The organism is Cupriavidus sp. FW216-B1 (genome assembly GCF_058789195.1).
Map to the genome: position 1 here is coordinate 199,018 of NZ_JBYTEL010000009.1, position 21,013 is coordinate 220,030.

The window sequence follows — 21,013 nt, forward strand, 5'->3', positions numbered from 1 at the left end:
TATCGACGATGGCGCTACCTTACCCCGCCGCGATGCTATAAAGGAAGCTTCGCCAACTTATGCCCGGCATAAGCATTTCTTTGCCATGCGCCAGCTCAATCCCGACTTCCTGCAAGCCTTCGCGCTGGTCTGCGAGCTCGGCAGCTTCTCGGCGGCGGCGCAGCGCCTCGGCCTGAGCCAGCCGGCGGTCAGCCTCCAGGTGCGCCAGCTCGAGCAGCGCTACGGCCTGCGCCTGCTGGAGCGCGTGGGCCGCCATGCCGTACCTACCGCTGCGGGAGAAGACCTGCTGGCCCACGCGCGCGGCGTGGCCGGCGCGCTGGCCGCGGCCGACGACAGCATGGCGCGCCACGCCGGCGGCGCGGTCGGGCGGGTGCGGCTGGGCACCGGCGCCACCGCCTGCATCTACCTGCTGCCGGCGGCGCTGCGCGAACTGCGCCGCGCCATGCCGGCGCTGGAGATCGTGGTCAGCACGCTCAATACCGGCGAAGCGCTCAAGGCGGTGGAAGACAACGCGCTCGACCTCGCCTTCGTCACGCTGCCGGCCGCGGGCCGCATGCTGGACATCACGCCGGTGCTGCCGGACGCCTTCGTCGCCATCGGCCCGGCCGACGGCGCGCCGCTGCCGGCCACGGTGGCGCCGGCCGACCTCGCCGGCCTGCCGCTGGTGCTGTTCTCGCCCGGCGGCAACACGCGCCGGCTGGTGGACGAGTGGTTCCTGCGCGCCGGCGTCGGCGCGCGCCCGGTGATGGAGCTCGACAGCGTGGAGGCCATCAAGGAGCTGGTCGGCGCCGGGCTCGGCTATTCGGTGCTGCCGGGCATGGCCCTGCCGCCGGGCCAGCCGCGCGCGCGCATCGCGGTGCGGCCGCTGGCGCCGCCGCTGGCGCGCACGCTGGCGCTGGTGCTGCGCCACGACAAGCCGCTGCGCGCCGGCCTGCGCGCCACCGTGGCGGCCCTGCGCGCGCTCGCGCCGGCGCCGGACGGCGCGGCCTGACGCCGCCTGAAGCCGCCTGCGGCGGCCAGAAGCGGCTGCGCCGGCGCCGGCGCGCTTGTATAGTGCGGATTTGCGCGCCCGCGGGCGCGTCCGGACGAGGAGGACCGCCATGATCACCATCTATCACAATCCCCGCTGCTCGAAGTCGCGCGAAGCGCTGGCGCTGGTGGAGACCGCCGCGGCGCGGCTGGGCGAGCCGGTCGACATCGTGGAATACCTGAAGACACCGCCCACGCTGTCCACCCTCAAGCAGCTTCACACCATGCTGGGCGTGCCGGTGCGCGAGATGGTGCGCGCCAACGAGGCGCCCTACAAGGAGCTGGGCCTCGACGATCCCGGCCTGACCGATGCCGAGGTGCTGGGCGCGGTGGCCGACAATCCGATCCTGCTGCAGCGTCCGGTGGTGGTGCGCAACCGCCGCGCCGTGATCGCGCGCCCGCCCGAGAACGTGGCGCCGCTGCTGGCCTGAGCCTGGCGCGGCCCCAGACAAAACCGGCCCCCGCATGGCGGGGGCCGGCCCGGTCAGACAGACGCGGCTGCTTCAGGCGAGTCGTCTATTGAACACCCAGCCAGTGCATGGCCTCCTGACCGAAAGCGATTGCCGCCAGCACCACCAGCAGGATCACCAGCGTCACGGCGCTGACGTAGAGCGTGGCCTTGGCGACCTCGGCGTCTTCCTGCAGGGAATGCCAGTGGGCGTCGCCGCGCGTGTCGCGCGGCGCGGATGTCTCGCGGGTTGCCTCGCGGGCTCCGCTCGTTTCCCGCGGGGGATGCGGCGCGCGCGGCGAGTGCGATGAATGCGGCCAGTGCAGCCGGCCGGCCATCTGCCTGAGGTGCAGGTCGGGATGGAAACGCATGGGCGACACCTCCTGGGCATGGCGCGCGCCGGCCGGGCATGCCGGAAGCCGCGCAGGGCGTGCACGATGGCGTGCATGACGGCATGCGTATATGGCTTGGCGGCGCGGCAGCCCTGAACTCGCGGGTTCGGGCCATATACGACTTAACTATAGGCCGCGCGGCGCAAGATGCGAGCTTCGCGTGACATGGCCCGCGGCGGCGATGCGGCGATGTGGCGCGCGCCGGCGGGCGCTTCAGGTCGCCGTGTCGCCCGGGGCCGCTTCCGCGGGTGTCGATGCCGCCGTCGCTGTTGCCGCCGCCGCCTCGCGCGCGCGCAGCTCGGCCAGCATGTTGCAGAACAGCGCGCCCTGCTCCAGCGCGTCGTCCAGCGCCACGTGGGTATGCGGCAGCGGGTCCTTCCAGGCGTCCGGCAGCGCCGGCTTGACCGTCTTGCGGTAGGGCAGGCCGGTCATGGCGAAGCCCAGCGTCTTGATGTCGAGCGCGGCCCAGCCGAACGGCGAGCGGCCGGCGAAGCGCATCATGTACCAGAACATCCAGGTGAAATCGAAGCCGGCCGGAAAGGCCACGAAGACCGGCTTGCCGGGCAGGCTTTCCACCCACTCCACGTAGCGCGTCATGGCCTGCGCCGGCGGCTCCAGGTCGCGGCGGCAGGCCGCCCAGGCCTCGGGCTGGGTCAGCCACCACTGCATCTGCGCCGGGTGGCCGGCGGCGCCCGGCAGCGTCTCCAGGTTGGCCGAGAACGTGCCGAGCACGGTCTTGTCGGCCAGCATCGCCGCCGAGGCGAACGACAGCATGGAGTGCGGCCCGGGGATCGGGCCGTCGGCCTCCACGTCGGTGCTCACGTAGATCTCGGGGCGGGTGTCGGGTGCCTGTTTCTTTGCCATGACTGGGAGAACGGGGCGCGGGGCGCGGGGCGTGGCGGCGCTCAGCCCACGTCGATCAGGTGGTCGGCCACGTAGGGATTGTTCCTGCGCTCGTCGCCGAAGGTTGAGACCGGACCGTGGCCCGGCACGAAGGTGACGTCCTCGCCCAGCGGCCACAGGTGCGTGCGGATCGAGCGGATCAGGTCGGCATGGTTGCCGCGCGGGAAGTCGGTGCGGCCGATCGAGCCGGCGAACAGCACGTCGCCGACGATGGCCAGCCGGTGCGCGCGCGAGAAGAACACCACGTGGCCCGGCGTGTGGCCGGGGCAGTGGTAGACCTCCAGCGTCTCGCTGCCGAACTGCACGGTGTCGCCGGTATCGAGCCAGCGCTGCGGCTCGAACGCCTCGGCATGGCTGAAGCCGAAGCGGGTGGTCTGCTCCGGCAACTGGTCGATCCAGAAGCGCTCGTCCTCGTGCGGCCCCTCGATCGGGATGCCCAGCTCGCGCGCCAGCGCCGCCGCGCCCGCGCAGTGGTCGAGGTGGCCGTGGGTGAGGAAGATCTTCTCCAGCGTCACGCCGCGCTCCTTGACCGCCGCGTGGATGCGCTCGAGGTCGCCGCCGGGATCCGTCACCGCGGCCCGGCCGGTGGTCTCGTCGATCAGCAGCGCGCAGTTCTGCTGGAAGGGCGTCACGGGAATCAGGAGGACTTGCATGGGCGGGCGGGGAGGGACGTGGAATGTGGGTTCTGCGGGCGCGTGCCCCGGTGGCCGGCATTCGTTGCCGGCTTCGTTGCCAATTTCCGTTGCCGGCCTTCGCCGCCGGCACGCGCGGTGCCGTGCATTGTAGCGTCTGGCGCGCGGCCGGATGCGCGGCGCGCCGGCGCCGGGCACGCGCGAAGCCGTGCCCGCGTCACACCGCAAAGCCTTGCCAGGCCTGGGCTGGCGCCGGCGCCACGCGGCCACGGGTACGCGCCGGTAGCCGGCGTTTTCGCCGTTTTTCAGCTTTGTTACAGACAATTCGTAACAAAATCAAGACCATACGCCCAACTGCCTGATGCTAGACTCGCGCGATGTTTCGGTTCCCCCCCTATCTTTCCCGCCCCGGGCGGATCGCCCGTCTGTGCGTGCACGCCACATGCGCGCTGGCGCTTGCCGCCTGCGCCTTGCCTCCGGCGGGCGACGAGCAGGAGAGCGCGCCGGTCGCCACCACCCCCAAACCAGCCAAACCGGCCAAGGCCGTCAAGCCCGCCGGCGCGAAGCCGGGCGCGCAGGAGCCGGTCCAGAAGGAGGCCGGCAAGGATGGCGCGAAGGACGCCGGCAAGGACGCCACAAACGGCTGGGGCCTGTTCCGCTGGGGCAACAACGAAGGCCTGGCCGATACCGGCCCGGGCTCGTTCGAAGGCCTGCGTCCCGACCTCGGCTCGTTCGAGCAGCGCGGCATGGCTTCCTGGTACGGCAAGGGCTTTCACGGCCGCCGCACCGCCAACGGCGAGCGCTTCGACATGCGCGCCATGACCGCCGCCCATCCGTCGCTGCCGCTCGATAGCTGGGTGCTGGTGCGCAACCTGCGCAACGGCAAGGTGGCGGTGGTGCGCATCAACGACCGCGGCCCGTACCACAGCAACCGTGTGCTCGATGTGTCATACGGCGCGGCGCGGCGCCTCGGCTTCACCAGCCACGGCTCGACCCAGGTCGAGATCCGCCGCCTGTCGCGCAGCGAGGTCGCCGCGCTGGGCCCGCAGACCACCGGGCCGGACGACGACAGCGGCGATGGCGGCGACGCCGGTGGCGGCGACCTTGCCGACGCGCTCGTCGCCGATCCGCCGCCGCGCGCGGCCCGCAAGGCGCGCAAGCCGGCCGTGCGGCGCAAGCAGCGCTGACGGCGCCGGCGGCGTGATGTGGACCCGGCACGCCCGCGCTGTCAGCCTCGCCGCTCGCGCGGTGGCCGGTATCCCGATTCCTGCTCCGGCCGGCGCCCGCGGCGGTCCGCCGCTAGTCTTCCCTGTCCTCGCCGTCGTCCCCGGCGCGCTGCGCCAGCGCCAGCCGGTACAGCGCGTCGGTCGGCGCGCCGGTGATGGCGGCGGCCAGCTTGGCCGCGCGCTTGGCCGGCAGCTCGGCCAGCAGCAGCGCCAGCACCTGCTGCGCGCGCGCGTCGGGCAGGCCGGCGTCCGGCGCGGCCGGCGCCGCGCCTTCCACCACCAGCACGAACTCGCCCTTGGCGCGCGACGGGTCGGCGGCCAGCCAGGCCGGCGCGTCGCCCACCGGCATCACCGGGATTTCCTCGAACAGCTTGGTCAGCTCGCGGCCGACCAGCAGGCGCCGTCCGGCCGGCAGCGCGGCGGCCAGCGCGGCCAGCGTGTCGGCGATGCGGTGCGGCGCCTCGTAGACCACCCAGGCGTGGTCGAGCGTGGCCAGCGCGGCGATGGCCTCGGCGCGCGCGCGCGCCTTGGGCGGCAGGAAGCCGGCGAAGGTGAAGCGCCCGCCGCCGCTGTCCAGCAGCTCGCCGGCCACCGACAGCGCCGCCACCGCCGCGCTCGGGCCCGGCAGCGGCACCACCTTGTGGCCGGCCGCGCGCGCCGCCTCGACCAGCCGCGCGCCGGGGTCGGAGATGCCGGGCGTGCCGGCGTCCGAGACGTAGGCGATGCGCTCGCCGGCGGCCAGGCGCGCGTTGATGCGCTGCGCCGCCTCGCGCTCGTTGTGCTCGTGCACGGCCAGCAGCGGCCGGTGCAGGCCCACGCGCGTGAGCAGCTGGCCGGTGTTGCGGGTGTCCTCGCAGGCAATGGCGTCGGCCAGGCCGAGCACGTGCAGGGCCCGCAGCGAGAGATCGGCCAGGTTGCCGATCGGCGTGGCCACCACGTACAGGGTGCCGGACGGGTAGGACTGGCCGGCCGCCAGGGAGATCCAGTCAGTCATGCTTGAGAACTTCCGTTGAATCCATCATTCAAATCCACCACGCAGGCGCGGGGAGCCCGGGCCGAGGCGCGCGCGCTGGCTTACCTGCAAGGGCGGGGCCTGGCGCTCGTGGTTCGCAATTATCGCTGCAAAGGCGGCGAGATCGACCTGGTCATGCGCGAGGCCGACGGCACGCTGGTGTTCGTCGAAGTGCGCGAGCGCGCCAGCCGCGCGTTCGGCGGCGCCGCGGCCAGCGTCACGCCGGCCAAGCAGCGCCGCATCCTGCTGGCGGCGGCGCACTTCCTGGCCGCGCGGCAGGCCGGCGGCGCGCCGGCGGAGGCCTGCCGGCTCGACGTGGTGGCGCTGGAGCCGGGCCGGCTCGAATGGATCCGCGGCGCGTTCGACGCGGACGGCGGCTAGCGCGCCGGCGGGCGCGGGCGCCTGCGTCATAATGCGCGGTATCGCGCGGCGCGCGCCGCGCGGCAACACAGGCAGGGATTCAGACAAGGCCGATCGAGCCATGCATATCGACAGCATCCAGCAACATTTCTTCGACAGCGCCGACACCAAGCGCGAGGCCGCGCAGGTGATGGCGCCCCACATCGCCGCGGCGATCGAGCGCATGGTGGTCGCGCTCACCAGCGGCAACAAGATCCTCGCCTGCGGCAACGGCGGCTCGGCGGCCGACGCCCAGCACTTCGCCGCCGAGCTGATCGGCCGCTTCGAGCGCGAGCGGCCCGGCCTGGCCGCGATCGCGCTGACCACCGACAGCTCCATCCTGAGCGCGGTCGGCAACGATTACGATTTCAGCGTGGTGTTCTCCCGCCAGGTGCAGGCGCTCGGCCAGCCCGGCGACGTGCTGCTGGCGATCTCCACCTCCGGCAACTCCGCCAACGTGGTGGCCGCGGTGGCCGCCGCCAAGCAGCGCGACATGTGCGTGGTGGCGCTGACCGGCAAGGGCGGCGGCGAGGTCGCCGGCCTGCTCGACGAATTCGACGTCAGCCTGTGCGTGCCCAGCGAGCGCACCGCGCGCATCCAGGAAGTCCACCTGCTGACCCTGCATTGCCTGTGCGACGGCATCGACGAGGCGCTGCTGGGCGAAGGCTGAGCCCGCCCGGCGCCGCCGCTTTTCCGCAACCGTGCTTCATGGCGCATTTCCGCCCCACCGCTTCCAGCAAGGACCGCATGACGACTCTGCCCAACCCGCGTGAATCCCGCACCGTCCGTCCCGCCGGACGCTTTTCCGGACGCCTCCGAGGTCTCTCCCGCCTGGCCCGCACCGCCACCACGGTGGCGGCGCTGACCGTGGCCGCCACCCAGCTTGCCGGCTGCTTCCCGGTGCTCGCCGGCGCGATGGCCGGCGGCGTGACCCTGGCCACCGACCGCCGGCCCACCGGCACCCAGGCCATCGACCGCGGCCTGCAGCTCGAGGCCGAGAACACCCTGAACTCGCGCTACAACGGCCAGGCGCGCGTCAGCGTCACGGTCTACAACCGCAAGGTGCTGCTGACCGGCGAGGCCAGGAACAACGAGGTCAGGCAGCAGGTGGAGCAATACGTGCGCGGCCTGCCCAATGCGCGCGAGGTGATCGACGAGCTGGAGATCGTGTCGTCGCCGTCGTTCGCCACGCAGAGCCAGGACACCTACATCACCAGCAAGGTCAAGACCCTGCTGATCACCACCGAGGGCATTCCGTCCAACTCGATCAAGGTCGTCACCGAGAAGGGCGTGGTCTACCTGATGGGCGTGGTCACGCCGGCCGAGGGCGACCGCGCCACCGACGTGGCGCGCAATGCCGGCGGCGTGGTCAAGGTGGTCAAGACCTTCGACTACATCAGCGAGGCCGAGCGCGCGCGGCTGGACGCCGCCGCGAGCTCGCAGAACCCGCCCCCGGGCGAAAGCGGCAGCAACGTGCCGGCACAGCCGGCGCCGCTGTCGCCGCCCGACACCACCGCGCCGGGCGCCACGGCCAGCCCCGTCACCGCGCCGGTCTCGTCGCCGGTGGCCTTGCCGCCGGGCCGCAACCTGCCCTGACGCAGCGGCGGGTACGCGCCGGCCGCCTTCGCCGGGGCCGGCGCGTACCCGTTGCGGCGCCGGCCCCGGCATCCTCCGTGCCGCGCAGCCGGCGCAGATCGATCTGCGTATTGCGCATCACATCCGCGCGCGCGATGTGATAGGGTTTGGCACGCCTCGCGGCGCCCCCCGGAGCCCACCCATGACCACCACCGCACGAGCCATCTTCGCAGCGCTGGCGCTGCTCATCGCGGCCGGCGCCGCGCGCGCGCAGGCGCCCGCCGCTGGCGCTGGCGCTGCCGATACCGCCAGCGCCAGCGCCAGCGCGCTGCGGGCGCGCAACTGGGCCGCCGCCTGCGCCGGCTGCCACGGCCCCGCCGGGCGCGCGCCCGCGGGCAGCCCGGTGCCGGCGCTGGCCGGCCGCGGCCAGTCCGAGCTGGTCGGCCTGATGCAGGACTTCAAGCAGGGCAGGCGCGAGGCAACCGTCATGCAGCAGATCGCCAGGGGCTACAGCGACGCGCAGATCGAAGCCATCGCCGGCTGGTTCGCCGGCGTGCGCTGAGCCGCGCGCTCCCACCCCTTCCCGCCAGGAGAACAACCATGCAAAGACGCGAATTCCTCGGCGCGCTCGCCGGCACGGCGCTGCTCGGCGCGCAGGCCGCGCGGGCCGCGGCCGCCACGCGCGCGGCGAAAGTGGTGGTGGTCGGCGGCGGCTACGGCGGCGCCACCGCCGCGCGCTACCTGCGCGAATGGAGCGGGCACGGCATCGAGGTCACGCTGGTCGAGCCCGAGGCCAGCTTCGTCTCGTGCCCGCTGTCCAACCACGTGCTGGGCGGCGGCAAGGCCATCGGCGACATCACGCTGTCCTACGATGCGCTGGCCGCGCGCCACGGCGTGAAGGTGGTGCGCGACCACGTCGGCGCCATCGACGCGGCGCGCCGCGTGGTGCGGCTCGGCGGCGGCGCCACGTTGCCGTACGACCGGCTGGTGCTGTCGCCGGGCGTGGAAGTGCTGTCCGGCGAGATCCCGGGCCTCGCGCAGCCCGGCGGCGAGCACATCCTGCATGCCTGGAAGGCCGGCGCGCAGACCGTGGCGCTGCGCCGCCAGCTCGAGGCCATGCGCGACGGCGGCACCTTCGCCATCACCATCCCGCTGGCGCCGTACCGCTGCCCGCCGGGCCCCTACGAGCGCGCCTGCCTGGTGGCCGACTATTTCCTGCGCGCCAAGCCGCGCAGCAAGGTGCTGATCCTCGACGCCAACCCGGACATCACCTCCAAGGGCGCGCTGTTCAGGCAGGCCTGGGCCGCGCGCTACCCGGGCATGATCGAGTACCGGCCGCAGTACAACACCGTCGACGTCGACCCCGCCACGCGCACGCTCAAGTTCGACGTGCAGGACGACGAGCGCGCCGACGTCATCAACCTGCTGCCGCCGCAGCGCGCCGGCGCGATCGCCGTGGCCAGCGGCCTGGCCACCGCCAACGGCAAATGGTGCGAAGTGGATTTCCTCACCTTCGAGGCCAAGGCCGCGGCCAACATCCACGTGCTCGGCGACGCCATCCAGATCGCGCCGCTGATGCCCAAGTCCGGCCACATGGCCAACCAGCACGGCAAGGTGGCCGCCGCCGCCATCGTCGCGCTGCTGGCCGGGCGCGAGCCCGACCCCGAGCCGCTCTACAACAACACCTGCTACAGCTTCACCTCGGCGCGCGAGGCCATCCACATCGCTAGCGTGCACCGCTACGACGCGGCGCAGCGCACCATGCTCACGGTGCCCGGCTCGGGCGGGCTGTCGCCGGCGCCCAGCGCGCTCGAAGGCAGCTACGCGCAGGCGTGGGCCGACGCGATCTGGCGCGACATGCTCGCCTGAGCGCGTCCGCCGCCCCATCCGCGGCTTCATCCGCTACCCCGCCCGTCGTCCCGCCCGCCGCGCCAGTTGCCGGCTCCGCGCCCGCCGGCCGGCGCGGCATCCCCCGTTGCGCGCCGCGCACCGTGGCCGACCGGATCTTGAGGCAAAATAGCGGGCTGGCCGCTTCCGTGCCCGGTGGGGCGGCCGGCATGCCCCCCGCGCCCCCGGGCGCGGCACATCGCCGTCCCCACGGCTCACATGGATTCGGAGCGAACAACATGAAGCAGTTTGTCATTGCAGCCCTGATGCTGGCCTGCGCGGCCTCGGCCAACGCGGCCGTCGATGCCGCCAAGGCCCAGGAAATCGCCAACAAGAACGCCTGCATGGGTTGCCACCAGATCGACAAGAAGCTCGTCGGCCCGGCCTACAAGGACGTGGCCGCCAAGTACAAGGGCGACAAGAACGCCCTGGCGACGCTGACCAAGAAGGTCAAGGGCGGCGGCTCGGGCGTGTGGGGTCCGGTGCCGATGCCGGCCAACGCGGGCCTGAGCGACGCCGACCTGAAGACGGTCGTGGAGTGGGTGCTGGCCGGCGCCCCCTCGAAGTAAGGCATTGCCCGGACCGGCCGCGGGCGGGCAGGCGCCGCCCGCGGCCGCCGGCGGGGAGCCGCCCCCCCCCCCCCCCCGCCGGCGCACCGGGCCGGAACGGAAAACGCAGGAAAAAGGTAGACAAATGAATCCGAAACGAAGAGATGTGCTGCGGCTCACCTCGGTGCTGGCCCTGATGGCCGCCACCGGCCTCATCAGCGAAGCCCAGGCTGCCGAGTGGAACAAGACCGCCTTCGACGGCAAGAGCGTGGCGGACGTGATCAAGGCGCTCGGCGGCAGCGGCACCGAGAAGAGCAGCGCCATCGTCTTCAATGCCCCCGACATCGCCGAGAACGGCGCCGTGGTGCCGGTCTCCGTGACCAGCAACATTCCCGGCACCGAGCAGATCGCCATCCTGGTGGAAAAGAACCCCTACACGCTGGCGGCCGACTTCACCATCCCGGCGGGCACCGAGCCCTTCGTCTCCACCCGCGTGAAGATGGGCCAGACCTCGGTGGTGCACGCCGCCGTCAAGGCCGGCGGCAAATGGTATGTGGCGTCCAAGGAAATCAAGGTGACGCTCGGCGGCTGCGGCGGCTGAAGCCCCGCCCCGCGATCGCCCACATCCCCCAGCCCCAACCTCACCGAGAGAGCACAGAACATGGCAGACCCGATGCGCGTACGAGCCGCCGAGAATGGCGGCGTGGTCGACGTCAAAATCCTGATGAAGCACGACATGGAAACCGGCCAGCGCAAGGACGCGAACGGCAAGACCATCCCGGCCTGGCACATCCAGAACGTGACCGTCGTGTGCAACGGCAAGGAAGTGTTCCAGGCCCAGTTCGGCACGGCGGTTTCCAAGGACCCGTTCCTGAATTTCAAGTTCAAGGGCGGCGCCAAGGGCGACAAGGTCACCGTGACCTGGGTCGACAACCGCGGCGACAAGCGCACCGACGAAGCCACCATTTCCTGACGCCGCCCACCGGCCAAGCGGCCCGCGGCATCCTCTGCTATGGTTCAGGGCGAATGTCGGGCCCGGGCCGGCGCATGTGGCGCGCGGGGGCCAGACCGGAAGGATAAGCAATCATGCGGCGAGCATTTATTCGGGCAACGGCGGCGCTGGCCGCCATCGGCCTGTCGGCCAAGGCGGCGGCGCAGGCGGCTCCGGCCCCGGCGGCGGCCGGCGGCAAGAGCGGCAAGGGCGGGCGCGTCAAGGTGGTCTACCAGTTGTCCGAAGGCACGGACCAGGCGGTGCGCGCGATGGCCAACCTGCGCAACCACCTCAATGCCGCGCCCGACACCAAGATCGTGGTGGTGGCCTTCGGCTACGGCGTGGACTTCATTGTCGAAGGCGCGCGCGACGCGCGCGGCAATACCTTCGAGGCGGCCATCGCCTCGCTGGCCAGTTCCGGCGTGGAGTTCCGCGTATGCCGCAACACGCTGGCGGCGCGCAAGATTCCCGAATCCAGCCTGTCGATGGAAGCCAAGGTGGTGCAGGCCGGCGTGGTCGAGGTGGCCCGCCTGCAGTTCGAGGAAGACTACGCGTACATCAAGCCCTGACGGCGAGCGGGCCGGAGCCGCCGGCCCGGCGGGAAGACAAGCAATAAGACGGCCTCGGCCCGGCGTGCCAGCGCGCGGGGCTCGCCAGGCCCTGAGGAGAAGAGCCCCATGAAGACCATCAGACGCCGCCATGCCGGCGCCGCGCTGGCGTTGGCCGGCACCCTGGCGCTGGCCGGCGCGGCCGTGCATGCCCAGGGCAGCACCGCCGAGGAAATCGCCAAGTACCGGCAGATGCTGGCCGAGGGCAATCCCGCCGAACTGTGGGAAGCCGCCGGCGAGGAACTGTGGAAAAAGCCGGCCGGCCCGAAGAACGTCTCGCTCGAGCAGTGCGACCTCGGCAAGGGTCCCGGCGTGACCAAGGGCGCGTACGCGGAATTGCCGCGCCTGTTCAAGGACACCGGCCGCGTGATGGACCTGGAGCAGCGCCTGGCCTACTGCCGCGTGACGCTGCAGGGCCTGACGCAGGAAGAGGCGACCAGGAACCCGTTCGCCTCCACCGGCAAGCCGTCCGACATCGAGCGCCTGGTCTCGTTCCTGGCCGGCGAGTCGCGCGGCGTGAAGATGAACGTGCAGCTCGACACCCCGGAGGAAAAGCGCGTCTACGCGCTCGGCCAGAAGATGTTCTTCTACCGCGGCGGCGCCTACGACTTCGCCTGCGCCACCTGCCACGCCGTGGACGGCCAGCGCATCCGCCTGCAGGACCTGCCTAACCTGCTGACGCAGCAGGGCGCGCAGGCGGCCTACACCACGTGGCCGGCCTACCGGGTCTCGCAGGGCGAGGTACGCACCATGCAGCACCGCCTCTACGACTGCCTGCGCCAGCAGCGCTTTCCCGAGCCCGCCTATGGTTCCGACGTGATCACCGCGCTGAGCCTGTTCCTGGCGAAGAACGCCAACGGCGGCACCTACGACGGTCCGGCGCTCAAGCGCTGAGCGGGAGAGAGCACAGATGAAACAGACCAATCAAGCGACACTCGCCACGCTCGCCACCGCCTTCGCCATGCTGGCCGGCGCGGGCGCGGCCCATGCGCAGGACAGCGCGAAGCCCGCCAGGGGCAGACCGGCCACCTTGGCCGCCAAGGCGGCCGCCGGCGCCGACGCCGGCACCAGCGACGCCGACATGCGCAAGCTGATCGAGAGCTCCTTCTCGTCCAAGGGCCCCGCCACCCTGGCCGGCGTGCTCGAGCGCGACGCCATGCAGGAAGCGTGCAGCGACTACCCGGACCGCACCAAGGTGCCGGCGGCCGTGGCGAAGAAGATCGAGGCCGCCGAGCTCAAGCAGGTCAAGTACCCGGCCGACGGCCACTACCTCGGCGACTGGAAGGAAGGCGAGAAGACCGCGCAGAACGGGCGCGGCATGCAGTTCTCCGACCCCGTCGGCGGCGTCAACGGCGCCAACTGCTACGCCTGCCACCAGATGACCAAGGCTGAGATCTCGTTCGGCAACATCGGCCCCTCGCTGTACCAGTACGGCAAGCTGCGCGGCAACTCCGAAGCGGTGGTCAGGTACACCTGGGGCAAGATCTGGGATTCCAGCGCGTACACCGCCTGCTCCAACATGCCGCGCTTCGGCCACAAGGGCATCCTCACCGAGCAGCAGATCCGCGACGTGATGGCGCTGCTGCTCGACCCGGCCTCGCCGGTCAACCAGTAAAGGCGCAGCCATGACCGCCGCCCGCCTGGCGCGCCGCACCGGCGCCGCGCTGCTGCTCGCCGCGCTGGCCTGGAGCGGCGCGGCCGCCGCGCTCGAAGTCGGCGACACCGTGCACCTGCCGCCGGTGCAGCTGCTCGACGGCCGCACGGTGGCGCCGGCGCAGTGGGCCGGCAAGCCGCTGGTGCTGGAAGTGTGGGCGTCGTGGTGCCCGTTCTGCGCCTTGCAGAACCCGCGCCTGCAGAAGCTCTACGACAGCATCGGCGGCGCCCGGGGCGGCCTGCAGGTGCTGGCGGTCAGCATCGACAAGGACCCGAAGGAAGCCGGCGCCTACATGGCCAAGCATGGCTACACCTTCCCCGCCACGATGGATACGCCCGCGCTGCGCGCCGTGCTCGGCAAGCGGCGCGGCCTGCCCGAGCTGTACGTGATCGACGCCGGCGGCAAAGTGGTGCAGAAGGAAGTCGGCGAGATGCTGGAGGAAGACGTCGCCGCGCTGGCCCGCTACGCGAACTAGCCGGCGATGACGCTGGCGATGAAGCGAGCACCCGACGCCGGGCCGCGGCCGGCACCGGCGCGCGCAGACCACAGGAAGAGACAATGAACCGACGCGAGTTCCTGCAGGTGCTGGCCATCGCCGGCGCCGGCGGCATGGCCTTTCCCGCCACCGACGCCCAGGCCGCGCAGGCTGCCGGCAAGCTCTACGACGTGCCGCGCTTCGGCAACGTGCACCTGCTGCATTTCACCGACTGCCACGCCCAGCTGCGCCCGCTCCATTTCCGCGAGCCCAGCGTCAACCTCGGCGTGGGCGACTACGCCGGCAAGCCGCCGCACCTGGTCGGCCAGGCGCTGCTGCGCCACTACGGCATCGCGCCCGGCAGCGCGCAGGCGCATGCGTTCACGTACCTCGACTTCACCGAGGCCGCGCGCCGCTACGGCAAGGTCGGCGGCTTCGCCCACCTCGCCACGCTGGTGCGGCAGCTCAAGGCCGGCCGGCCCGGCGCGCTGCTGCTCGACGGCGGCGACACCTGGCAAGGCTCCGCCACCGCGCTGTGGACGCGCGGCCAGGACATGGTCGATGCCGCGCTCGCGCTCGGCGTCGACGTGATGACGCCGCACTGGGAAATGACGCTCGGCGCCGAGCGCGTCACCGAGATCGTCGAGCGCGACTTCAAGGGCAAGGTCGCCTTCCTCGCCCAGAACATCAAGACCGCCGACTTCGGCGACCCTGTCTTCGACCCGTTCGTGATCCGCGAGATGAACGGCGTGCCGGTCGCCATCGTCGGCCAGGCCTTTCCCTACACGCCCATCGCCAACCCGCGCTACTTCGTGCCCGACTGGACCTTCGGCATCCAGGAGGAGAACCTCCAGCAGGTCATCGAGCAGGCGCGCGCCAGGGGCGCGCAGGTGGTCGTGCTGCTGTCGCACAACGGCATGGACGTCGACCTCAAGCTCGCCTCGCGCGTGCGCGGGCTCGACGCCATCCTCGGCGGCCACACCCACGACGGCATGCCCGCGCCGGTGGCCGTGAAGAACGCCGGCGGCACCACGCTCGTCACCAACGCCGGCTCCAACGGCAAGTTCCTCGGCGTGCTCGACTTCGACGTCAAGGACGGCAAGGCGCGCGACTTCCGCTACCGCCTGCTGCCCGTGTTCGCCAACTACCTCGCCGCCGACCCCGGCATGGACGCGCTCATCGCCCGCGTGCGCGCCCCCTATGAACAACAGCTCGGCGAAGTGCTCGCGCGCAACACCGGCCTGCTGTACCGCCGCGGCAACTTCAACGGCACCTTCGACCAGCTCATCCTCGACGGCCTGATGGACGTGCAGGGCGCCGAGATCGCCTTCTCGCCCGGCTTCCGCTGGGGCACCACGCTGCTGCCCGGCGAAGCCATCACGATGGAAAGCCTGATGGACCAGACCGCCATCACCTATCCGCACACCACCGTCGCCGCCATGACGGGCGAAACCATCAAGACCATCCTGGAAGACGTGGCGGACAACCTGTTCAACCCCGATCCCTACTACCAGCAAGGCGGCGACATGGTGCGCGTGGGCGGCCTGCAATACACCATCGACCCCAACGCCGGCATGGGCCGCCGCATCACCGACATGCGCCTCAAGGGCCAGCCCGTCGACGCCGCCCGCACCTACAAGGTCGCCGGCTGGGCACCCGTCTCGGAAGAGGCCCGCCACGCCGGCAGCCCGCCAATCTGGGACCTGATGGCCCAGTGGCTGCGCGCGCGCGGCGAGGTCACGGCCCGGCCGCTGAACCTGCCGACGGTGCGTGGCATGGAAGGCAACGCCGGCATGGCGGCATGATGCACAGGTGATTGATGCGGCGGTGAAAACTACGCTACAATCTCCGCTTACGGGCCGATAGCTCAGCTGGGAGAGCGCTGCGTTCGCAATGCAGAGGTCGGGAGTTCGATCCTCCTTCGGTCCACCAGGATTCAAAGTCAAAGGCCAACCGCAAGCGGTTGGCCTTTTTCATTGCGCGCCCGCCATTGCGCACAAGCGCGTACCCACATCACCCGCCCTCACGCCCCTGCGCGCAGCGGCTGCGGTAATCCGCCTCCAGCGCATGCGCCGCCGACTCGCGGGCTGCGCTGGGGCTGGTCAGCCCGGGGATGGCCTCGATGGTGCGCCGGGTGCCGACCAGCGACTGCTGTGCCTGCGCGGCGCGCACTCTCTGCAGCAGCGCTTCGCACGCGGCGCGCACGGATTCGCTGTCTTCGCCGGCCGCGGCGGGTGGCATGCGATAGGGTGTCTCGCCGCGCTGCACCGCGCTGGAGATGGCGTCGCTCACCGCGGCGCTGGCTGCGGTGGGCATCGTCGGCTGGGCATGGGCCGGGCCGGCCAGCCCCAGCAGGGGCAAGGCGAGCAGGGCGGAAATGCAAGGCACGCGCATCACATCGTTCTCCACCGGCAGCTTGGGCTCTTTCAGTGTAGGCGTTCGCGCACTTGGGCACAGGACAATTGTGTCCGCATGGACACGCACCGCCGTGCATCCGGCGCCTGACACGGAATGCAGACGTCTCGACCAGCCAGCATGCCGATTGTGGATAACTGCGCCGCCGCCTGGGGATAAGCGTGCCGGAAAGCTGTGTCCCGGCTGGGGGCGGGCTGTGGGACGTATACGTACAACTTCGCGGCGGCGGAAGCCGCCCAGGTATACGTTTCGAGATATCCCCGCGCCTAAGGGTATTCCCTAGTGACTTATCTTTTCCGCAAGTCACTGACTGGAAAGGGAAAAACCGGCTTATCCACGCGGGAAGGCCCTGTTTACCTACTACTACTATCTATGTATACGTAAACAATACAGAAAGACATAAGGCGACCATTGCCGGGAACGGACGTAAACGAAGCAGCGCGGCACATATGTACCCCTTGCCCGCCTGTTTCTGTTTACGTCCGTTCAGCGCGGAACCTTGAATGCCTTGCGCGCCCGCAAGACTTCCTCGCGCGTGGTGCAGCCGTCCTGGTGGTCGTTGACGAGTCCCATCGCCTGCATCAGCGCGTACATGGTGGTGGGCCCGACGAAGCGCCAGCCGCGTTTCTTGAGGTCTTTGGACAGCGCCGTGGATTCGGGTGAGATCGCCATCGTGCGCAGGACTGCGGGCGTCAGCACCGTGGGCCGGCTGGCCGGGTCGGGCTCGAAGCGCCAGAAATAGGCGGCCAGCGAGGACTCGGTTTCCAGCAGCTCGCGGGCGCGCTGCGCGTTGTTGATGGCCGCCTCGATCTTGCCGCGGTGGCGCACGATGCCGGCATCGCCGAGCAGGCGCTGGATGTCCTTCTCGCCGAAGCGCGCCATTTTCTCGATGTCGAAATTGGCGAAGGCGCGCCGGAACGCTTCGCGCTTGCGCAGGATGGTCAGCCAGCTCAGGCCGGCCTGGAAGCCTTCCAGGCAGAGCTTCTCGAACAGGCGGCGGTCGTCGTCGACGGGGAAGCCCCATTCGTGGTCGTGGTAGTGGCAGTAGTCTTCCAGCGTTCCGCACCAGCCGCAGCGCTGGCGTTCCGGCGGGGTGGCTTGCTTCCTGGCAGGCATCGTCGGGTTTCTCTTCTCGGCATGAATGCGCCATCTTAAGGCGGCGCGGCGGCGCTGTCGTGTGCGCGCCGCGGCACGGGCATTTTGATACGATGCGTGCCAGCGGCGTGCGCGCCCGACCCCTCAACTTGTGAACATCGACATGGAACCACGACTCGCCACCCTGGAAGACGACGGCTGGCAGCTCGACGACGGCGAAGCCATCGCCGAGGCCTATCCCGAGACCTTCTGGGTCCCGCCGCCCGAAGTGCGCCAGGCGCTGCAGCCGGGCCAGGCCGTCAAGCTGATCTTCCGCATCCTGACCACCGACGAGCAGGACCGCGACGAGCAGCACGTGGAGCGCATGTGGGTGGTCGTCACCGGCCGCGAGGGCGATCTCTACCGCGGCGAGCTCGACAACCAGCCCTATTGCACCGACGAGATGGCGCCCGGCATGCCGCTGTGGTTCGCGGCGCGGCACGTCATCAACATCCACGGCGACGACGAAGACGACAACGAGGCGTAGCCGGCAAAGGCGCGAGCGCCACGCCGCCGCGAAAGCAAAAAGGCCAACCGCGCGGTTGGCCTTTTTTGTGTCAGCGTGCGCCGGCGGACCTGCGTGCCGGCCCGCCGCGTCACTGCAGCGGCTTGCCGGTGCGGTCGTGCATGAACAGCAGCGCGATGAAGCTCACCGCGGCGGCGGCGATCACGTAGTAGGCCGGCGCCAGCTTGCTGCCGCTCGAGGTGATCAGCCAGGTCACGATCAGCGGGGCGAAGCCGCCGAAGATCGTCACCGCGAAGTTGTAGGCGAGCGACAGGCCGGTGGAGCGCACTTCGGTCGGGAACTGCTCGGCCAGCACCGCGGGCGCCGGGCCGGTGAAGGCCGCCAGCAGGATGCCCAGCACGATCTGCACCTCCAGCAGCGTCTGCGTGGTCGGCGAGACGTTGAGCCAGTGGAACAGCGGATAGGCCAGCACGCCGATGGCCAGCGCCACGGTGCCCAGCATGCGCTTGCGGCCGACGCGGTCGGACAGCATGCCCATCAGCGGGCACAGCACCAGGATGATGGCGCCGCAGATGGCGGTCGACTGGAACGTGGCGCCCAGCGGCAGGCCGAGCTGCTGCTTGGCGTAGGACGGCATGTAGAACACCAGCACGTAGGTGCAGACCGTCCACAGGATGGTCACGCCGAGGCCGGCCAGCACTTCGCGCGGGTGGTCGCGCAGCACCTGCGTCAGCGGCGAGAACTTGACCTTGCTGGCCTTGCGTTCGGCGCGGCGCGCCTCGAACGCGGGCGGCTCCTCGAGGTGGGAGCGGATGTACATGCCGACCGGGCCGATCAGCAGGCCGAACAGGAACGGGATGCGCCAGCCCCAGGCGTCGACCTGCTCGGGCGCCAGGCCGTTGATCACCAGCGCGCCCATCGCCGCGCCGAGCATGAAGGAGATACCCTGGCTGGCCTGCTGCCAGCTCGCGTAGACGCCGCGCTCTTCGTCGGGCGCGTGCTCGATCAGGAACGCGGTGGCGCCGCCGACCTCGCCGCCGGCCGAGAAGCCCTGGATCAGGCGGGCCAGCACGATCAGCGCCGGCGCCCACAGGCCGATCGACGCGTAGGTGGGGGCCAGGCCGATGATGGCGGTGCCGAGCGCCATCATCAGGATGGTCAGCGTCAGCGCCGCCTTGCGGCCCACGCGGTCGGCGTAGACGCCGAGCACGATGGCGCCGACCGGGCGCATGAAGAAGCCCACGCCGAAGGTGGCGACGGTCAGCAGGAACGAGGTGAGGTCGTTGCCGGTGGGGAAGAACAGCTTGGCGATGATGAGCGCGAAGAAGCTGTAGACGGTGAAGTCGAACCACTCGAGGCCGTTGCCGATGGTGGCGGCCAGGATGGCCCTTCGTCGCTGGGCTTTGGAAATGTCCGGAATCCGGGAGGTGGCAGCGTTGGCTTGCATGATGCTTTTGGTGCGATGGGAAAGGATTGCGGTCCACGCCCGGCGCGGGCGCCGGGGCGGACGGAAAGGCAGCATGGTAAAGGATTCGCCGGCCATGCCCCGCGTGGGCGCCTTCGGGGAGACATCCAGGAGGCCTCCGGGTGGCGCGGCGTCCCCCGCTTGTGCCTGCCAGATTACACCCGTATGACACGGGCATGCAGCGGGGCAAAGCGGGCAGGCGGACGCGCAGCAGCGCTGCAGGAGTGCCGGCGGGACGCCGGCGCGGCGCCTTCAGCCGGCGCGGTGCGGGGTGTGGTCGTGGGGCTCGGCGGCGGCGTCCGCCTGCGATTGCCTCGGGTCCTGCGGCGCGGCGTCGCGCCGGCGCGTGAACCACAGCCACGCGGCGCTGGCCAGCCAGCCGGCCACGAATACCGTGTCGCCGCCGTGGTTGAGCAGCGCGGCGACGTTCGGCAGGTTGAACAGGTCGGCCAGCCACGGCGCCGGCAGGCGCGCCGCGATCCACAGGAGCACGGCCGGTCCGCTGGCATACACGCCGGGCCGCCACCAATTCGCATGGGGCAGTCTCGGGCTGCGGGCGGTGCGCTTGACCACGATGTTCTCCGGACCGGACGCGCCGGGGCGCGCGTCGTCACCTTGGGTTGCGGGGCAGGCCGGTGCGGGACCGCGCCCCATGCCTGCCATCATAAGCCGATTGCCAGGGGCATGCCGGACTGTTTGAAGCGTTGTGTGGGCCACCCCACGCTCATGCGCCGGCACGGGGCGCGCCGGCTTCAAGATTTTTGACGGAGGTATCCGCAAATGGCCGCCGCCAGCGGCGCCGGGCTTTGCCACACTGGTGCGTATCCATGAATCAGAAGGCAGACATCATGCTTCCCGCCATCTATGTGTCCCACGGCTCGCCGATGCTCGCGCTCGAGCCCGGCCCCAGCGGCGCCGCGCTCGACGCGCTCGGCGAACAACTGCGCGCGCGCCGCCCGCGCGCGGTGCTGGTGATCTCGGCGCACTGGATCTACAGCACGCTGGTGGTCGGCACGCGCGAGCAGCAGGAGGCCTGGCACGACTTCGGCGGCTTCCCGCGCGCGCTCTATGAACTGCGCTACGACGCGCCCGGCTCGCCGGCGCTGGCCGGCCGCGTCAAGGCGCTGGTCGAGGCCGCGCGCGTGCCCGGCGCCGCGGTGGTGCTGGAGGACGAAGATCGCCCGCTGGATCACGGCGCGTGGATGCCGCTGCGGCGCCTGTTCCCGGCCGCCGATGTGCCGGTGGTGCAGCTCGCGCTCAACCCGTACCTGCCGCCGGCGGCGCAGATCGAGATCGGCCGCGCGCTCGCGCCGCTGCGCGGCGACGGCGTGCTGGTGATGGCTTCGGGCAGCTTCACCCACAACCTGCAGGAAGTGTTCGGCGCGGGCGGGCGGCGCGAGCAGCACGGCGGGCCGGCCGAGCCGTACGTGGACGCCTTCCGCGGCTGGATGGTCGATGCGCTCGGCGAGGCGCTCGCCAGCGGCGACACCAGCCGCATCGCCGACTACCGCGCGCAGGCGCCCTACGCGCGCCGCGCGCATCCGACCGACGAGCACCTGCTGCCGTTCTTCGTGGCGCTCGGCGCCGCGCTGGGGCCGTGCGATGCCGCGGCGGCGCCGCAGCCCGCCGCCGTGGCGCGCGTGGCCGACGACGTCACCTACGGCGTGCTGGCGATGGATACCTTCGTCTTCGAGGGGCTGGGCGCGCGCATGCCGGCGGCGCTCGGCGCCGCGGCCTGAACCGCGCCATCTGCG

26 protein-coding genes and 1 tRNA gene are annotated in these 21,013 nt (G+C 71.1%); 19 read left to right on the forward strand and 8 right to left on the reverse strand.

Features of this window, described 5'->3' with window-relative positions:
* Positions 1 to 85 precede the first annotated feature (85 nt).
* Complete coding sequence (locus tag AC3WXD_RS20195) at positions 86 to 991, forward strand: LysR family transcriptional regulator (RefSeq protein ID WP_059410864.1); 906 nt, start codon at positions 86 to 88, stop codon at positions 989 to 991.
* Positions 992 to 1,100: 109 nt separating this feature from the next.
* The gene (gene arsC, locus AC3WXD_RS20200; RefSeq protein ID WP_020200363.1) at positions 1,101 to 1,460 is read left to right on the forward strand and encodes an arsenate reductase (glutaredoxin); all 360 of its coding nucleotides are present in this window, start codon (positions 1,101 to 1,103) and stop codon (positions 1,458 to 1,460) included.
* A gap of 85 nt (positions 1,461 to 1,545) precedes the next feature.
* Here arsC and AC3WXD_RS20205 read toward each other — a convergent pair whose 3' ends face one another.
* From AC3WXD_RS20205 to AC3WXD_RS20215, 3 genes are all read right to left on the reverse strand, one after another.
* Positions 1,546 to 1,848, reverse strand: coding sequence for a hypothetical protein (locus AC3WXD_RS20205; protein WP_492324535.1), 303 nt, complete (start codon positions 1,846 to 1,848; stop codon positions 1,546 to 1,548).
* A 234-nt stretch (positions 1,849 to 2,082) separates the two neighbouring features.
* Positions 2,083 to 2,733 (reverse strand): exonuclease, encoded by a 651-nt coding sequence (locus AC3WXD_RS20210; RefSeq protein ID WP_492324536.1) that lies wholly within the window; start codon positions 2,731 to 2,733, stop codon positions 2,083 to 2,085.
* 41 nt (positions 2,734 to 2,774) lie between these two features.
* The gene (locus tag AC3WXD_RS20215) at positions 2,775 to 3,425 is read right to left on the reverse strand and encodes an MBL fold metallo-hydrolase (RefSeq protein WP_020200360.1); all 651 of its coding nucleotides are present in this window, start codon (positions 3,423 to 3,425) and stop codon (positions 2,775 to 2,777) included.
* Positions 3,426 to 3,781: 356 nt separating this feature from the next.
* Between AC3WXD_RS20215 and AC3WXD_RS20220 the strand changes: the two genes are divergently transcribed.
* The gene (locus AC3WXD_RS20220) at positions 3,782 to 4,591 is read left to right on the forward strand and encodes a septal ring lytic transglycosylase RlpA family protein (protein WP_492324537.1); all 810 of its coding nucleotides are present in this window, start codon (positions 3,782 to 3,784) and stop codon (positions 4,589 to 4,591) included.
* Positions 4,592 to 4,703: 112 nt separating this feature from the next.
* Here the strand turns inward: AC3WXD_RS20220 and rsmI are convergent, their stop codons facing one another.
* Positions 4,704 to 5,624, reverse strand: a complete 921-nt coding sequence (rsmI, locus tag AC3WXD_RS20225; RefSeq protein WP_059410859.1) for a 16S rRNA (cytidine(1402)-2'-O)-methyltransferase — start codon at positions 5,622 to 5,624, stop codon at positions 4,704 to 4,706.
* A gap of 15 nt (positions 5,625 to 5,639) precedes the next feature.
* On the opposite strand from rsmI, the gene AC3WXD_RS20230 reads away from it, so the two are divergent.
* The 14 genes from AC3WXD_RS20230 (at position 5,640) to AC3WXD_RS20295 (ending at position 15,711) form a co-directional block, all read left to right on the forward strand.
* Positions 5,640 to 6,023, forward strand: a complete 384-nt coding sequence (locus AC3WXD_RS20230; protein WP_029043042.1) for a YraN family protein — start codon at positions 5,640 to 5,642, stop codon at positions 6,021 to 6,023.
* A gap of 100 nt (positions 6,024 to 6,123) precedes the next feature.
* Positions 6,124 to 6,711, forward strand: a complete 588-nt coding sequence (locus AC3WXD_RS20235; protein WP_020200356.1) for a phosphoheptose isomerase — start codon at positions 6,124 to 6,126, stop codon at positions 6,709 to 6,711.
* A 77-nt stretch (positions 6,712 to 6,788) separates the two neighbouring features.
* Positions 6,789 to 7,637 (forward strand): BON domain-containing protein, encoded by an 849-nt coding sequence (locus AC3WXD_RS20240; protein ID WP_492324538.1) that lies wholly within the window; start codon positions 6,789 to 6,791, stop codon positions 7,635 to 7,637.
* Positions 7,638 to 7,818: 181 nt separating this feature from the next.
* The gene (locus AC3WXD_RS20245; protein ID WP_492324539.1) at positions 7,819 to 8,178 is read left to right on the forward strand and encodes a c-type cytochrome; all 360 of its coding nucleotides are present in this window, start codon (positions 7,819 to 7,821) and stop codon (positions 8,176 to 8,178) included.
* A gap of 38 nt (positions 8,179 to 8,216) precedes the next feature.
* Entirely contained in the window at positions 8,217 to 9,485 is a 1,269-nt protein-coding gene (locus tag AC3WXD_RS20250; protein WP_059410854.1) for an NAD(P)/FAD-dependent oxidoreductase, read from the forward strand.
* A 257-nt stretch (positions 9,486 to 9,742) separates the two neighbouring features.
* The gene (locus tag AC3WXD_RS20255; RefSeq protein ID WP_454723602.1) at positions 9,743 to 10,072 is read left to right on the forward strand and encodes a c-type cytochrome; all 330 of its coding nucleotides are present in this window, start codon (positions 9,743 to 9,745) and stop codon (positions 10,070 to 10,072) included.
* A 124-nt stretch (positions 10,073 to 10,196) separates the two neighbouring features.
* Positions 10,197 to 10,652, forward strand: a complete 456-nt coding sequence (gene soxY / locus AC3WXD_RS20260; RefSeq protein WP_029044342.1) for a thiosulfate oxidation carrier protein SoxY — start codon at positions 10,197 to 10,199, stop codon at positions 10,650 to 10,652.
* Between the two features lie 60 nt (positions 10,653 to 10,712).
* Complete coding sequence (gene soxZ / locus AC3WXD_RS20265) at positions 10,713 to 11,024, forward strand: thiosulfate oxidation carrier complex protein SoxZ (RefSeq protein ID WP_029044341.1); 312 nt, start codon at positions 10,713 to 10,715, stop codon at positions 11,022 to 11,024.
* A 113-nt stretch (positions 11,025 to 11,137) separates the two neighbouring features.
* Complete coding sequence (locus AC3WXD_RS20270) at positions 11,138 to 11,611, forward strand: DsrE family protein (RefSeq protein WP_059410852.1); 474 nt, start codon at positions 11,138 to 11,140, stop codon at positions 11,609 to 11,611.
* A gap of 108 nt (positions 11,612 to 11,719) precedes the next feature.
* A complete protein-coding gene (gene soxA, locus AC3WXD_RS20275; RefSeq protein WP_059410851.1) occupies positions 11,720 to 12,544 on the forward strand; it encodes a sulfur oxidation c-type cytochrome SoxA in 825 nt (274 codons plus the stop codon).
* A gap of 16 nt (positions 12,545 to 12,560) precedes the next feature.
* Positions 12,561 to 13,265, forward strand: a complete 705-nt coding sequence (gene soxX, locus AC3WXD_RS20280; RefSeq protein ID WP_492324540.1) for a sulfur oxidation c-type cytochrome SoxX — start codon at positions 12,561 to 12,563, stop codon at positions 13,263 to 13,265.
* A gap of 10 nt (positions 13,266 to 13,275) precedes the next feature.
* Positions 13,276 to 13,779 carry a TlpA family protein disulfide reductase gene (locus AC3WXD_RS20285; protein ID WP_492324541.1) on the forward strand — a complete coding sequence of 168 codons (504 nt, stop codon included), beginning with the start codon at positions 13,276 to 13,278 and terminating at the stop codon, positions 13,777 to 13,779.
* An 83-nt stretch (positions 13,780 to 13,862) separates the two neighbouring features.
* A complete protein-coding gene (soxB, locus tag AC3WXD_RS20290) occupies positions 13,863 to 15,584 on the forward strand; it encodes a thiosulfohydrolase SoxB (RefSeq protein WP_492324542.1) in 1,722 nt (573 codons plus the stop codon).
* Between the two features lie 51 nt (positions 15,585 to 15,635).
* Positions 15,636 to 15,711: transfer RNA gene (locus tag AC3WXD_RS20295), tRNA-Ala, on the forward strand.
* Positions 15,712 to 15,792: 81 nt separating this feature from the next.
* Here AC3WXD_RS20295 and AC3WXD_RS20300 read toward each other — a convergent pair.
* Entirely contained in the window at positions 15,793 to 16,167 is a 375-nt protein-coding gene (locus AC3WXD_RS20300) for a hypothetical protein (RefSeq protein WP_492324543.1), read from the reverse strand.
* Positions 16,168 to 16,680: 513 nt separating this feature from the next.
* The gene (locus AC3WXD_RS20305; protein ID WP_492324544.1) at positions 16,681 to 17,310 is read right to left on the reverse strand and encodes a DNA-3-methyladenine glycosylase I; all 630 of its coding nucleotides are present in this window, start codon (positions 17,308 to 17,310) and stop codon (positions 16,681 to 16,683) included.
* 142 nt (positions 17,311 to 17,452) lie between these two features.
* Here AC3WXD_RS20305 and AC3WXD_RS20310 point away from each other — a divergent pair, with 142 nt between their 5' ends.
* Entirely contained in the window at positions 17,453 to 17,815 is a 363-nt protein-coding gene (locus AC3WXD_RS20310) for a hypothetical protein (RefSeq protein WP_029044339.1), read from the forward strand.
* A gap of 109 nt (positions 17,816 to 17,924) precedes the next feature.
* Here the strand turns inward: AC3WXD_RS20310 and AC3WXD_RS20315 are convergent, their stop codons facing one another.
* On the reverse strand, positions 17,925 to 19,241 hold the full coding sequence (locus tag AC3WXD_RS20315) for an MFS transporter (protein WP_454732312.1): 1,317 nt from the start codon (positions 19,239 to 19,241) through the stop codon (positions 17,925 to 17,927).
* A 270-nt stretch (positions 19,242 to 19,511) separates the two neighbouring features.
* Positions 19,512 to 19,751 (reverse strand): hypothetical protein, encoded by a 240-nt coding sequence (locus AC3WXD_RS20320; RefSeq protein WP_492324545.1) that lies wholly within the window; start codon positions 19,749 to 19,751, stop codon positions 19,512 to 19,514.
* Between the two features lie 356 nt (positions 19,752 to 20,107).
* Here AC3WXD_RS20320 and AC3WXD_RS20325 point away from each other — a divergent pair, with 356 nt between their 5' ends.
* Positions 20,108 to 20,998, forward strand: coding sequence for a DODA-type extradiol aromatic ring-opening family dioxygenase (locus AC3WXD_RS20325; RefSeq protein ID WP_492324562.1), 891 nt, complete (start codon positions 20,108 to 20,110; stop codon positions 20,996 to 20,998).
* The last annotated feature ends 15 nt before the right edge of the window (positions 20,999 to 21,013 follow it).

Excerpts from the sequence above, each read along its gene's own strand:
- AC3WXD_RS20195 (WP_059410864.1), top strand. The coding sequence starts at position 86 with ATGCGCCAGCTCAATCCCGACTTCCTGCAAGCCTTCGCGCTGGTCTGC.
- arsC (WP_020200363.1), top strand. The coding sequence starts at position 1,101 with ATGATCACCATCTATCACAATCCCCGCTGCTCGAAGTCGCGCGAAGCG.
- AC3WXD_RS20205 (WP_492324535.1), bottom strand. The coding sequence starts at position 1,848 with ATGCGTTTCCATCCCGACCTGCACCTCAGGCAGATGGCCGGCCGGCTG.
- AC3WXD_RS20210 (WP_492324536.1), bottom strand. The coding sequence starts at position 2,733 with ATGGCAAAGAAACAGGCACCCGACACCCGCCCCGAGATCTACGTGAGC.
- AC3WXD_RS20215 (WP_020200360.1), bottom strand. The coding sequence starts at position 3,425 with ATGCAAGTCCTCCTGATTCCCGTGACGCCCTTCCAGCAGAACTGCGCG.
- AC3WXD_RS20220 (WP_492324537.1), top strand. The coding sequence starts at position 3,782 with ATGTTTCGGTTCCCCCCCTATCTTTCCCGCCCCGGGCGGATCGCCCGT.
- rsmI (WP_059410859.1), bottom strand. The coding sequence starts at position 5,624 with ATGACTGACTGGATCTCCCTGGCGGCCGGCCAGTCCTACCCGTCCGGC.
- AC3WXD_RS20235 (WP_020200356.1), top strand. The coding sequence starts at position 6,124 with ATGCATATCGACAGCATCCAGCAACATTTCTTCGACAGCGCCGACACC.
- AC3WXD_RS20240 (WP_492324538.1), top strand. The coding sequence starts at position 6,789 with ATGACGACTCTGCCCAACCCGCGTGAATCCCGCACCGTCCGTCCCGCC.
- AC3WXD_RS20245 (WP_492324539.1), top strand. The coding sequence starts at position 7,819 with ATGACCACCACCGCACGAGCCATCTTCGCAGCGCTGGCGCTGCTCATC.
- AC3WXD_RS20250 (WP_059410854.1), top strand. The coding sequence starts at position 8,217 with ATGCAAAGACGCGAATTCCTCGGCGCGCTCGCCGGCACGGCGCTGCTC.
- AC3WXD_RS20255 (WP_454723602.1), top strand. The coding sequence starts at position 9,743 with ATGAAGCAGTTTGTCATTGCAGCCCTGATGCTGGCCTGCGCGGCCTCG.
- soxY (WP_029044342.1), top strand. The coding sequence starts at position 10,197 with ATGAATCCGAAACGAAGAGATGTGCTGCGGCTCACCTCGGTGCTGGCC.
- soxZ (WP_029044341.1), top strand. The coding sequence starts at position 10,713 with ATGGCAGACCCGATGCGCGTACGAGCCGCCGAGAATGGCGGCGTGGTC.
- AC3WXD_RS20270 (WP_059410852.1), top strand. The coding sequence starts at position 11,138 with ATGCGGCGAGCATTTATTCGGGCAACGGCGGCGCTGGCCGCCATCGGC.
- soxA (WP_059410851.1), top strand. The coding sequence starts at position 11,720 with ATGAAGACCATCAGACGCCGCCATGCCGGCGCCGCGCTGGCGTTGGCC.
- soxX (WP_492324540.1), top strand. The coding sequence starts at position 12,561 with ATGAAACAGACCAATCAAGCGACACTCGCCACGCTCGCCACCGCCTTC.
- AC3WXD_RS20285 (WP_492324541.1), top strand. The coding sequence starts at position 13,276 with ATGACCGCCGCCCGCCTGGCGCGCCGCACCGGCGCCGCGCTGCTGCTC.
- soxB (WP_492324542.1), top strand. The coding sequence starts at position 13,863 with ATGAACCGACGCGAGTTCCTGCAGGTGCTGGCCATCGCCGGCGCCGGC.
- AC3WXD_RS20305 (WP_492324544.1), bottom strand. The coding sequence starts at position 17,310 with ATGCCTGCCAGGAAGCAAGCCACCCCGCCGGAACGCCAGCGCTGCGGC.
- AC3WXD_RS20310 (WP_029044339.1), top strand. The coding sequence starts at position 17,453 with ATGGAACCACGACTCGCCACCCTGGAAGACGACGGCTGGCAGCTCGAC.
- AC3WXD_RS20315 (WP_454732312.1), bottom strand. The coding sequence starts at position 19,241 with ATGCAAGCCAACGCTGCCACCTCCCGGATTCCGGACATTTCCAAAGCC.
- AC3WXD_RS20325 (WP_492324562.1), top strand. The coding sequence starts at position 20,108 with ATGCTTCCCGCCATCTATGTGTCCCACGGCTCGCCGATGCTCGCGCTC.